The sequence below is a fragment of the Leclercia sp. UBA1284 genome (assembly GCF_002308415.1).
Lineage (GTDB): Bacteria > Pseudomonadota > Gammaproteobacteria > Enterobacterales > Enterobacteriaceae > Enterobacter > Enterobacter pneumoniae.
The window spans coordinates 2,114,818-2,127,476 of record NZ_DBUS01000006.1 but is presented as its reverse complement, the minus strand read 5'-3'; the positions used below and the strand labels follow the sequence as shown (position 1 = coordinate 2,127,476).

Sequence of the window (12,659 nt, the reverse complement as noted above, 5' to 3'; positions counted from 1 at the left end):
ATTTGTACACCATGAAATGTATTGTACAAATTATTAGCGATAATTAAAGAAAATAGCACAATCAAACAAACAATTATATTTGCCGTTCATTTTTGCTGTCTAATTTTCAGCACAACGGCAATTAATTAATAGTCGTTATAGTTTCAGGGCGGTAGCACAAATAATGACTATTTGTGTAGAGAAGTGTAAAAAAAAAACCGAATGCAGGGCATTCGGCTCAATTTGGGATAAACAGACATTCAAAACTGAATGACGGTAATAAATAAAGTTAATGATGATAGCGAGAGTTATTTTAGACGGGAGATAAGAAATTGTTTTGTCAATCAGTGCTATAACGCAGCCTTAACTATGTTATTGATAATTATGGTTTTTATTTGAGTGCGCTGTATGGTGTGTTTGTTTTTTAACTATTTGTGCTGTCAGAAAGTTCCCTGTTTTTTACAAAATGAAACATCCTGGTCGAAAAATGAAACATCTTCAAAGTTTTCGTATCATATTCCCGTTGGATTATTCTGTATTTTTGCGGAGAATGAAGTTGCCGACTGGTTAAGAGGATTAATCAGTAAGCAGTGGTAATAAAAATAAGGCATATAACAGAGGGTATAAAAATGAAAGTTAAAGTACTTTCCCTCCTGGTACCAGCACTGCTGGTAGCGGGCGCAGCGAATGCGGCTGAAATTTATAACAAAGACGGCAACAAATTAGATCTCTTCGGTAAAGTTGATGGTCTGCACTATTTCTCTGACGACGACGGTAGCGATGGCGATCAGACCTATATGCGTATCGGCTTTAAAGGCGAAACGCAGGTTAATGACCAGCTGACCGGGTACGGCCAGTGGGAATACCAGATTCAGGGCAACACCTCTGAAAGCGATAACCAGTCCTGGACCCGTGTGGCATTTGCAGGTCTGAAATTCGGCGACGCAGGCTCTTTCGATTACGGTCGTAACTACGGCATTATCTACGACGTCACCTCCTGGACTGACGTTCTGCCAGAATTCGGCGGCGACACTTACGGTGCAGATAACTTCATGCAATCCCGTGCTAATGGCGTTGCGACCTACCGTAACCAGGACTTCTTCGGTCTGGTTGAAGGCCTGAACTTTGCGTTGCAGTACCAGGGCGCGAACGACAACGTAAGCGGCGAGAATGACTCTGCTGGCGGCCGTAGCCTGCTGAAACAGAACGGTGATGGCTATGGCGCGTCTCTGACTTACGATCTGGGCGAAGGTTTCAGTGCGGGTGCCGCTCTGGCCTCCTCTAAACGTACCGCTGACCAGAACGCAGCAGGTGTCTACGGCGACGGCGATCGCGCTAACGTATACAGCGGCGGCCTGAAATATGACGCGAACAATGTTTACCTGGCAGCGCAATACTCCCAGACCTATAACGCGACCCGTTTTGGTTCTTCTAACGGCAGCAGCATCACCGATGCTTACGGTTTCGCTGATAAAGCGCAGAATTTCGAAGTAGTCGCACAGTACCAGTTCGACTTCGGTCTGCGTCCGTCCGTGGCGTACCTGCAGTCTAAAGGGAAGGATATCCGTAACAACACCACCAACTTCGGCGATCAGGATTTGCTGAAGTATGTTGATGTTGGCGCGACTTACTACTTCAACAAAAACATGTCCACCTACGTTGATTACAAAATCAACCTGCTGGATAAAAACGACTTCACCGAACAGGCTGGCATCAGCACTGACGACATCGTCGCGCTGGGTCTGGTTTACCAGTTCTAAGACGCATGACGTATCAGACAAGGGGCCTGATGGCCCCTTTTTCGCTCCTGTATTCGACTCTTACAATTCCCTGTTTTTGGTGTACTCTTGCCGGTCTCAGGCCAGAGGATAATAAATAATGGATATGACTTTTCTTCGTGTCGGCGTCTTGTCGGCACTCTTCATGTTAACAGCGTGCGATGCTCCAAAAGCGCCGGAAGAAAGTGACAATGCCGCGGCGGCAACGGTGTTAGAAGGTAAAACCATGGGCACCTTCTGGCGTGTTAGCGTCATCAACGTCGACAAAGCCCGGGTTGAAGCGCTACGCGGCAAGATCCAGACGCAGCTGGATGCCGACGATCAGCTTCTTTCTACCTGGAAAAACGACTCCGCGCTGATGCGCTTCAATCACTCAAAAAGCACCTCTCCGTGGCCCGTTAGCGAGGCGATGGCAGATATCGTGACCGAATCCCTGCGCGTGGGCTACAAAACCCAGGGGGCGATGGATATCACCGTGGGGCCGCTGGTCAACCTGTGGGGATTTGGTCCCGACAAACAGCCCGTAAAAACACCCACTCAGCAACAAATTGATGATGCGCGAGGACTCACCGGACTACACCATCTGTCGGTGCTGTACCAGTACGGCCAGCAGTATCTGGAAAAGAATATCCCCGACCTGTTTGTTGATCTTTCTACCGTTGGCGAAGGCTATGCCGCCGATCACCTGGCCGCGCTGATGGCCGAAGAGGGGATCCCCCGCTATCTGGTGTCGGTAGGAGGCGCGCTGGTCAGTCGGGGGATGAATGCCAGCGATAAACCGTGGCGCGTGGCGATCCAAAAACCTACCGATGAGCAGAATGCCGTACAGGCGATCGTTGATATCAACGGCCACGGCATTAGTACGGCAGGTAGCTATCGTAACTATTATGAGCTGGACGGCAAGCGCATCTCCCACGCGATCGATCCTCAGACCGGGCGCCCAATCACCCATAATCTGGTGTCCGTGACGGTGATAGCCCCCACGGCGCTGGAGGCCGATGCCTGGGATACAGGTCTGATGGTGCTGGGGACGGAAAAAGCGAAGGAAGTTGTGCGCCGGGAAGGGCTGGCGGTCTATATGATCACCCGTGAAGGTAACGGGTTCAAAACCTGGATGTCACCGCAGTTCAGCGGCTATCTGGTTAACGGAAAAAATTAAAAAGCAAGGTTACGGGTTTTTGTTCTCTGGCGCTCAGGCAGGGTAGGAGTATGCTTACTGAAGGAGCGCATGATGAACAAAACGACCCTGATTAACGATGACCCACGCTGGCAGGCGGTGTTGTCTCGCGACACCGCCGCTGACGGCCAGTTCGTCTTTGCCGTGCAAACCACCGGTATCTTTTGCCGCCCGTCGTGTCGGGCGCGCCACGCCTTACGCCAGAATGTCCGTTTCTTTGACGATGCTGATACCGCCCTTCAGGCCGGCTTTCGTCCCTGTAAACGTTGTCGCCCCGATGAACATGATCCGCAGGCGCGGCGCGTATTGCTTATCGAGAAAGCCTGCCGCCTGCTGGAGCAGGAAGAGTCCCTCACGCTGGATGCACTGGCGCAGCAGGTGGCGTTAAGCCCTTATCATCTGCACCGTCTGTTCAAATCCGCCACCGGGATGACGCCCAAAGCCTGGCAGCAGGCCGCCCGCGCGGCGCGTCTCCGTAGCCGGTTAGCGCAGGGCGAAAAGATTACCGATTCGTTGCTGGCGGCCGGTTTCCCGGACAGCAGCAGCTACTACCGTAACGCAGACGCCGCGCTTGGCATGACCGCAAAGCAGTTTCGCCGGGGCGGCGATAAGACAACCGTCCGTTACGCGCTCAGCGACTGCGCGCTGGGCCGCTGTCTGGTCGCGGAGAGCGAGCGCGGGATCTGTGCCATACTGCCCGGAGATGACGACGCGGTGCTGCTGAACGAACTGCAGACGTTGTTCCCGCACGCCCGCCACGAGCAGGCAGATACCGGATTTGCCGCACGCGTGCAGCAGGTTATCGCCAGCATTGATAACCATACCCTGAGCCTGACGCTGCCGCTGGATATTCGCGGTACCGCCTTCCAGCAGCAGGTCTGGCAAGCATTACGCACTATTCCGGCCGGGGAAACCGTCAGTTATCAGCAGGTGGCTACCCGCCTCGGTAAACCGAATGCGGTGCGGGCAGTGGCCCGTGCCTGTGCGGCCAACCGGCTCGCCATTATCATTCCGTGTCACCGGGTAGTGCGAAACGACGGTGGGCTTTCAGGGTACCGCTGGGGAATAGCGCGAAAAGCGGCGCTTCTGCGCCGTGAAGCCGGAAATGAGGAGGAGTAATGCTCGATCTTTTTGCCGATGCCGAACCCTGGGTGGAGCCGCTGGCGCCGGGGGCCGTGATCTTGCGCCGCTTTGCGCTCGCCTCTGACTCCGCTCTGATGGCGGCGATTGCCGACGTGGCGACGCATGCCCCCTTTCGCCAGATGGTGACCCCGGGCGGGTACACCATGTCAGTGGCCATGACCAACTGCGGCCCACTCGGCTGGACGACCGACCAACGCGGCTATCTATACTCTCCCAACGATCCGCTCACCGGTCATCGCTGGCCGCCGCTACCTGTCGCCTTTGCTACGCTTTGCCACCGGGCGGCTATCGCGGCAGGCTACGCCGATTTTCAACCCGACGCCTGCCTGATCAACCGCTACGGCGTAGGGGCAAAGCTCTCGCTGCATCAGGATAAAGACGAAGCCGACCTGCGGGCACCGATTGTTTCGGTCTCGCTGGGATTGCCGGCCGTCTTCCAGTTTGGCGGAATGAAACGTAATGATCCCCTACAACGCCTGCTGCTGGAGCATGGTGATGTGGTGGTGTGGGGTGGCGCATCGCGCCTCTTTTATCACGGGATCCAACCGCTCAAGCCAGGCGAACATCCCCTGACCGGCGAGTATCGTTACAACCTTACGTTCCGCCAGGCAGCGAAGAGCGAATAAAAATAAGAATTATTCTTGATGTAAGCGGCGGGCAGTTTAAACTGCTGGCTGTTTTTTCTTGTCCGGATAGCTCTGCATGGAACTCCTTCTTCTGGTCTGGCGACAATATCGCTGGCCTTTTATTGCGGTGATGGCGCTAAGCCTGCTCAGCGCCGCGCTGGGAATAGGGCTCATCGCCTTTATCAATCTGCGTTTAATCGAAACGGTCGATACCACCCTGACGGTGCTACCCGAATTTCTCGGCTTGCTGCTGTTGCTGATGGCGGTAACGCTGGGCTCACAGCTGGCGCTGACCACGCTGGGCCACCACTTCGTTTATCGCCTGCGCAGCGAGTTTATCAAGCGTATTCTGGATACCCACGTAGAGCGCATCGAGCAGTTAGGCAGCGCTTCGTTGCTGGCCGGGCTGACCAGCGATGTACGTGCCATCACCATTGCCTTTGTGCGTCTGCCGGAGCTGGTGCAAGGGATTATTCTGACCTTCGGATCGGCAGCCTATCTGGCGTTCTTGTCTACCAAAATGCTGGCCATTACCGCACTGTGGATTGTGATCACCATCTGGGGCGGATTCGTGCTGGTGGCGCGGGTCTACAAACATATGGCCGTGCTGCGTGAAACCGAAGATAAGCTCTACAACGATTATCAGACCGTGCTGGAAGGGCGCAAAGAGCTGACCCTGAATCGCGAGCGCGCTGAACACATCTTCAATAATCTCTATGTTCCGGATGCCCGCGAGTATCGCCACCATATTATTCGCGCCGATACCTTTCATCTGAGCGCGGTAAACTGGTCGAATATTATGATGCTGGGCGCTATCGGCCTGGTGTTCTGGATGGCGAACAGCCTCGGTTGGGCCGATACCAACGTGGCGGCAACCTACTCCTTGACGCTGCTGTTCCTGCGTACGCCGATGCTCTCTGCCGTGGGCGCGTTGCCAACCCTGCTGAGCGCGCAGGTGGCATTTAATAAGCTTAACAAATTTGCGCTGGCGCCCTACAAGCCTGCGTTCCCGCGTCCACAGGCCTTCCCGAACTGGCAGACCCTGGAGTTACGCAATGTCACGTTCCACTACCAGGACAACGCCTTCGCCATTGGGCCGGTAAATTTAACGATCCATCGCGGTGAGTTGCTGTTTCTGATTGGCGGGAACGGTAGCGGTAAATCAACGCTGGCGATGCTGTTAACGGGCCTCTACCAGCCTCAGTCAGGCGACATCCTGCTTGACGGCAAACCCATGAACGTTGAGCAGCCTGAAGACTACCGCAAGCTCTTCTCGGCGGTCTTCACCGACGTCTGGCTGTTTGACCAGTTGCTGGGACCAGAGGGCAAACAGGCCGATTCGGCGCTGGTCGCGAAGTGGCTCGACCATCTGCAAATGTCGCATAAGCTTGAGCTGGAGAATGGCAAAATTCTCAACCTGAAGCTGTCGAAAGGGCAGAAGAAGCGCGTGGCGCTACTCCTGGCGCTGGCCGAAGAGCGTGACATCATTTTGCTCGACGAGTGGGCAGCAGATCAGGATCCCCACTTCCGCCGCGACTTCTACCAGGTGCTGCTACCGCTGATGCAGCAGATGGGCAAAACCATCTTTGCCATCAGCCATGACGATCACTACTTTATTCATGCGGATCGGCTGCTGGAGATGCGTAATGGCCAGCTGAGCGAGCTGACCGGTGCCGAGCGCGATGCTGCCTCCAGGGATGCGGTTGCCCGTACTGCCTGACTTCTTTGCCCGGCCCTTTCAAAGGCCGGGTATTTTCCCTCTTTATGCTCTTTTTTTGTTCATCTCCACCCGTCGTTTATTCTTATTTACATATCCTGCCGCTATTCTTAATGCCATCACATTACATGGATTTATGATCAATGCCGTTAAAGAACAAAAACAGCGCAAGGCTGCGCGATGAAGAGCGTGCGCGACTGATCTGGTTGATGACCACCGATAAAGCGCTGGTCTCCACGCTGCTGGGTAAACTGACCCTGGCTGAGCAATATGACGTCGGCACCTTAGCCGACGATATTGCTGAGGTAGGGGCACTGGTGTCGCATCTGCCGCCGCCCGATCTTGCCGATACCCTTGAAGCGTTGCCCCGGGAAGAGCGTCTCGCTCTGTGGCGGCTGGTGGAAGATCACGAGCGCGGCCAGGTGCTGCTTGAAGCCTCAGAGAACGTCTGGGACGACTTGATCGAGGAGATGAGCGATCACGCTATCCTTGACGCGCTCCGGACCCTGGATATTGATGAGCAGATTTACCTGGTACAGCATCTGCCGCGTAATCTGACGGGCCGTCTGCTGGCCTCGATGCCGGCTGATGAACGCGCCCGCGTTCGCCAGGTGATGCATTATGAGAAAAACAGCGTCGGCGCGATCATGGAGTTTGGCGTGATTCTCGTGCGCCCGGACGTCACTCTGGGCGCGGTGCAGCGCTATCTGCGACGTCTGGGGAAAATGCCCAATAACACTGACAAACTTTTTGTCACCTCACGGGATAAAACCTTACTGGGCGAGCTGGATCTGCAAACCATTCTGCTGCACGGCGCGAAGCGGCGAGTGAGTGAAGTGATGGAGCCCGATCCGGTGATCTTCATGCCGGAAGATGACGCGGAAAAAGCGGCGCGCACCTTCGAACGTGACAACCTGCTCAGCGCCGCCGTCGTGGACTCGACGGGCAAATTGATGGGACGTGTGACCATCGATGAAATCGTTGATGTGGTCTATGAAGAGACCGATAACGATATGCGCGCCATGGGGGGCTTGAGCGCGGAAGAGGATGTCTATGCGCCGGTCAGTAAAGCGGTAAAAACCCGCTGGGCTTGGCTAGCCATCAACCTTTGCACCGCCTTTATCGCCTCGCGGGTGATTGATGGTTTCGAACATACCATCTCGCAGCTGGTCGCCCTGGCCTCGCTGATGCCGATTGTCGCGGGGATTGGCGGCAATACCGGTAACCAGACCATCACCATGATTGTCCGTGCGCTGGCGTTGCAGAACATCCAGCCCGGCAACTTCACCTTCTTGATTTTCCGCGAACTGGGCGTGGCGCTTATCAACGGTCTGGTGTGGGGCGGGATTATGGGCGGAGTGACTTGGTGGTTGTACGATGATATGGCACTGGGCGCGGTCATGACCCTGGCAATGGTGCTCAACCTGCTGGTGGCGGCGCTGATGGGGGTGATTATCCCGATGACCATGAATCGTCTCGGGCGCGACCCCGCAGTGGGGTCGAGCGTGATGATCACCGCCATCACCGATACCGGGGGCTTCTTTATTTTTCTTGGGCTTGCGACGCTGTTTCTGCTGTAGCGGCGTGCTTGCGCTTAAGACGGGCCGGGATGATCGCCATGGCGATAATCCCGCCTACCACGCCAATGGCCAGGTTACCGGTTGAAACGGTCGCCGCAACGGTCACCAGCATCACCAGCGTTTCAGCCACCGGCGCACCTTTCACCGTACCGGGCTGGATGCTATGCCAGCTGAAGGTTTTCACCGCGACGATGGCCATGATCCCCGCCAGCACCGCCATCGGGATTTTGGCCATCACTTCGCTCAGCGCGGTCACCAGGAGCAGGAGCACCAGACCGGCAGCGAAGGTGGATACGCGACTGCGGCCTTTGCCCATCTCGACGTTGACGATGGTTTGCCCGATCATCGCGCAACCGGCAATCCCACCAAAAAAACCAGCCAGGATATTGGTGACGCCGAGCCCGATGCTTTCCCGGCGCTTGCTGGAAGGGGTTGCCGTCAGCTCATCCACCAGTTTTGCCGTCAGTAACGACTCCATCAGTCCGACAAAGGCGATACTGAGCGCACAAGGCCAGATAATGCTAAGGGTGTTCAGGTTTAAGGGCACCAGCAGTTCAGTTAGCCCTGGCAGTCCGCCGCCCATGGAACCTTCATCGCCTACGGTCGGCAGGATCTGTCCGCTGGTGACGGTAAACAGGGTCAGCAGCACAATAGCAATCAGCGGGGAGGGGACGCTCTTAATGTAGCGTGGCACCCAGAGCACAATCAGTATCGTCAGTACAAACAGACCGACAATCAGCGGGCTTTTGCTCCAGAAGTGGGGAACCTGCGCGAAGAAGATCAATATCCCAAGGGCGTTAACAAACCCGGTCATCACCGACTGGGGAATAAAACGCATCAATCGTGCCATCCCCAGCGCGCCGAAGAGGATCTGAATTAACCCGGCGAGCAGTACCGCTGGCAGGATGTACTGCACGCCATGCTGCGCCACCATCGGACCAATCACCAGCGCCACCGAACCGGCTGCGGCGGTGACCATCGCCGGGCGACCGCCCAACACAGAGAGCCCCAGGCAGAGTACCACCGAGGCAAAGAGGCTAACTTTCGGGTCGACGCCGGCCACCACAGAGAAGGAGATCACTTCCGGGATCAGAGCCAGGGCGGTGATAACACCCGCCAGAATTTCGCGGACAAAGAGATTCGGCGAGCGCAGGATATGCGCTACACGGCCCTCATCGGGCTGGTGAGAGGTCAGGATTTTAGACATAAGGCTTCGCAGGTCAGGGCGGGCTTCCGTGCGCGCGATCACAAAGTGCAGCATAGTAGCCAGAAAATGGTCGCGTTGCCAGTCCGATGCGCCATTCCCGTATAAACAATCCACCATTAAATTTCACAATTACAATAATTTCGTAACCTTTAAACAATATTTAAATGTTGCTACCGTTGCCCCGCAGCTTATTTCACCTGCAATTTCCACGTATAACTTAAGGCATAAATGATGAAAAAAATGACTGCCGTGCTCTTTTCGCTGGCCGTGGGGCTGAACGCTGTCTCGATGGCGGCGAAGGCTGACGCACCAAAAGAGCAGCAAACGGATGTCCTTTTAATTGGTGGCGGGATCATGAGCGCAACGCTCGGAACCTACCTGCAAGAACTGCAGCCAGACTGGTCAATGACCATGGTTGAGCGCCTGGATGGGGTGGCGAAAGAGAGTTCGAACGGCTGGAACAACGCCGGTACCGGCCACTCGGCATTGATGGAGCTGAACTATACGCCGCAGAAGAAGGACGGCTCCATCAGTATCGAAAAAGCGGTTGAGATTAACGAAGCGTTCCAGATTTCTCGTCAGTTCTGGTCTCATCAGGTGAACAGCGGCGTGCTGCACGACCCACACAGCTTCATTAACACCGTGCCACACATGAGTTTTGTCTGGGGCGATGACAACGTTAACTTCCTGCGTGGACGTTATGCCGCCCTGCAGCAGAGCACCCTGTTCCGCGGCATGAAATACTCTGAAGATCATGCACAGATCAAAGAGTGGGCGCCGCTGGTGATGGAAGGGCGTGATCCCAACCAGAAGGTAGCTGCAACCCGTACCGAAATCGGCACCGATGTAAACTACGGTGAAATCACCCGTCAGCTGGTGGGCGCTTTGCAGAAGAAAGAGCACTTCAACCTGGCGCTGAATACCGAAGTCCGTGGCTTTAAGCGTAACGCTGATAACTCCTGGAGCGTGACCGTAGCCGACCTGAAGCACAATGAAGAAGAGCACGTCATTAAGGCGAAGTTTGTCTTCATCGGTGCTGGCGGCGCAGCGTTAAAACTGCTGCAGGAGACCGGTATTCCGGAAGCCGACAACTACGGTGGTTTCCCGGTGGGCGGCCAGTTCCTGGTCTCTGAAAATCCGGAAGTGGTGAACCGTCATCTGGCGAAAGTGTATGGCCAGGCCTCTGTGGGCGCACCGCCAATGTCTGTTCCCCATATCGATACCCGTATGCTGGATGGCAAACGCGTCGTGCTGTTCGGACCGTTCGCGACCTTCTCCACGAAATTCCTGAAAAACGGTTCGCTGTGGGATCTGCTGAGCTCCACCACCACCTCTAACATCGTGCCGATGATGAACGTCGGGCTGGATAACTTCGATCTGGTGAAATACCTGATTAGCCAGGTCATGCTCTCTGATGAAGAGCGTTTCGAGGCGCTGAAAGAGTACTATCCGCAGGCGAAAAAAGAGGACTGGCGTCTGTGGCAGGCAGGTCAGCGCGTGCAGATCATCAAACGTGATGAAAAAGAGGGCGGCGTTCTGCGTCTCGGCACTGAAGTGGTGAGCGATAAAGAGGGCACCATTGCGGCGCTGCTGGGCGCTTCTCCAGGCGCATCTACCGCTGCACCTATCATGCTGCACCTGATGGAAAAAGTGTTCAAAGATAAAGTCGCGACGCCGGAATGGCAGGCCAAACTGAAAACCATTATTCCATCTTACGGCACCAAACTGAACGGTAATGTGGCAGCGACTGAACAGGAGCTGGAGTACACCAGCCGCGTTCTGCAGCTGAAATATGAAAAACCGCAGGCGGCCGATGTGGCGCCAAAAGCGGAGCCGCAGGGCAAGCCCCAGCCGGCAGTTAACAAGCCCGTGGCAGATATCGCACTGTAATGTCACGCTGAGAGAAAAAGGCCGGTTCTTCCGGCCTTTTTTACGCGTAAAGCAAACCCGCGAGGAAAAGTACCCCGGCAATATTTAGTCGTGCGCACGCGCTTTTGATACCAATGTGGCCTTTCATATCAGGAGATAATAATGAAAAGGACCACCCTCTCTGCCGCGATGGCGTCGGCCATGCTGCTTCCCTCCCTTTGTGCTCACGCCGGCCCGCAGGCTCACGTGGTTTGCGCCATGAGCCATACGCGTGGCGATGACGCGATCATGATGTACGGTATGCCCAATCAGGCCATGTGGCATGACTTTTTCGGCAACACCCATGCCGATGCCTGGTCGGATTATTCATCGCTGCGTCAGCGCCCTGAGACCACCTGCGATAACAAAGCCGATAGCTCTGCTTACTGGGCGCCTTCTCTGCGTCTGCCGGATGGTACGGTCGTGCAGCCTGCTTATCAGAAAACCTATTATCAGGCTTCGCATGTTACGCAATATCCACTAACCCCTTTTCCGGCGGGGCTGGCGCTACTGGCGGGCGATCACCATGGCACGCAGCCTAACGGCAAAATTACCTTCTTATGCGCCAACGGCAAAGGTTACAGCAATAAGGTGGGTGAGGTATGCGGACTGCGTAAAGCCAAAGATGCGGTGCAGTTCAATATCGGTATCCAGTTTCCCAACTGCTGGGATGGGATCCATCTTAAGCCGATGCACGGTATGAAAAATGCCGTTTATGACGTGAAAGGGCAGTGTCCATCCGGGTATCCGGTGAAGATCCCGACCGTCAATATGAATGTGGCCTATGTGCTAAAGGGCATTACCTTCCTGGATACGGCAAAAGCGCAGCTTTCTCTCGATCCCACGATGAATGGTGATACGCGGGAGGAGCACTGGGGGAGCCTCTATACGGCCCACGCCGATTTTATGAACGGCTGGACAGAGGAGGGGGCGCGATTTATGACCGATCTCTGTATGAACCAGGGGATGGACTGCGGTACCAACGTGCCCTACGGGTATTCGAAGGCGCTGGCGAATGTCACTGTCAGCAGCGAGACTCCATCAGGGCAGGGGCTGCAGATTAGCGATAACTGGAAACAGGGGGGCCGTACCCGCAACCCGGAAACGCTGAGCCTGGTGAAATTTGCCATCCCACCGCTGCCGGCCGGGCAGGATCCTGCGCAGTTTAAGTACCGTATACGCCTCTATGGCGGGAAGGTAGAGAATAATGGTGCCGATCAGATCTTCTTCTATCCGGCGAGCAATGACTGGGATCCCGCCACGGTGAACTGGAAACAGCGTCCTGCCTGCAGTTATCACTCAGAGGCGTTGCTCTATCTCAATCATGTCCGGGAATACCGGATGGTGGATGTCGATACCGCAGTACGTAAAGCACTGGCCGCAGGGAAAACGGATATCTCCTGGTATATCGGAGGCGATCGGCAGGGTAACCATTATCAGTTCAACACCGCTGCGTCGAAAGAGAGCCTTGTGCTGATGCTGACAGGCTTTAAACACACGTCAGAGATTTAGGTGAGAAGGGGTTCCAGGCGAGCGCTGGAACC

General features: G+C 55.3%; 9 protein-coding genes. 8 read left to right on the top strand and 1 reads right to left on the bottom strand.

Features of this window, described 5'->3' with window-relative positions; all coding sequences use genetic code 11:
- The first annotated feature begins 608 nt into the window (after window positions 1–608).
- From B3511_RS13455 to mgtE, 6 genes are all read left to right on the top strand, one after another.
- On the top strand, window positions 609–1,739 hold the full coding sequence (locus tag B3511_RS13455) for a porin OmpC (RefSeq protein ID WP_286782797.1): 1,131 nt from the start codon (window positions 609–611) through the stop codon (window positions 1,737–1,739).
- Window positions 1,740–1,857: 118 nt separating this feature from the next.
- Window positions 1,858–2,916 carry an FAD:protein FMN transferase ApbE gene (gene apbE, locus B3511_RS13450; RefSeq protein WP_286782795.1) on the top strand — a complete coding sequence of 353 codons (1,059 nt, stop codon included), beginning with the start codon at window positions 1,858–1,860 and terminating at the stop codon, window positions 2,914–2,916.
- 72 nt (window positions 2,917–2,988) lie between these two features.
- Entirely contained in the window at window positions 2,989–4,053 is a 1,065-nt protein-coding gene (gene ada, locus B3511_RS13445) for a bifunctional DNA-binding transcriptional regulator/O6-methylguanine-DNA methyltransferase Ada (protein WP_286783684.1), read from the top strand.
- Window positions 4,053–4,703, top strand: a complete 651-nt coding sequence (alkB, locus tag B3511_RS13440) for a DNA oxidative demethylase AlkB (protein ID WP_286782793.1) — start codon at window positions 4,053–4,055, stop codon at window positions 4,701–4,703. The genes ada and alkB overlap by 1 nt, the downstream gene beginning before the upstream one ends.
- Before the next feature lie 76 nt (window positions 4,704–4,779).
- A complete protein-coding gene (locus B3511_RS13435; RefSeq protein WP_207292127.1) occupies window positions 4,780–6,423 on the top strand; it encodes a multidrug ABC transporter permease/ATP-binding protein in 1,644 nt (547 codons plus the stop codon).
- A gap of 140 nt (window positions 6,424–6,563) precedes the next feature.
- Window positions 6,564–8,000, top strand: coding sequence for a magnesium transporter (mgtE, locus tag B3511_RS13430; RefSeq protein WP_207292126.1), 1,437 nt, complete (start codon window positions 6,564–6,566; stop codon window positions 7,998–8,000).
- Here the strand turns inward: mgtE and B3511_RS13425 are convergent.
- Window positions 7,963–9,261 (bottom strand): SulP family inorganic anion transporter, encoded by a 1,299-nt coding sequence (locus B3511_RS13425; protein WP_046884712.1) that lies wholly within the window; start codon window positions 9,259–9,261, stop codon window positions 7,963–7,965. The two genes, mgtE and B3511_RS13425, sit on opposite strands and share 38 nt — an antisense overlap.
- A 177-nt stretch (window positions 9,262–9,438) precedes the next feature.
- On the opposite strand from B3511_RS13425, the gene mqo reads away from it, so the two are divergent.
- Entirely contained in the window at window positions 9,439–11,097 is a 1,659-nt protein-coding gene (mqo, locus tag B3511_RS13420) for a malate dehydrogenase (quinone) (protein WP_046884713.1), read from the top strand.
- A 141-nt stretch (window positions 11,098–11,238) separates the two neighbouring features.
- The gene (locus B3511_RS13415; RefSeq protein ID WP_286782790.1) at window positions 11,239–12,627 is read left to right on the top strand and encodes a DUF1996 domain-containing protein; all 1,389 of its coding nucleotides are present in this window, start codon (window positions 11,239–11,241) and stop codon (window positions 12,625–12,627) included.
- Window positions 12,628–12,659 lie beyond the last annotated feature (32 nt).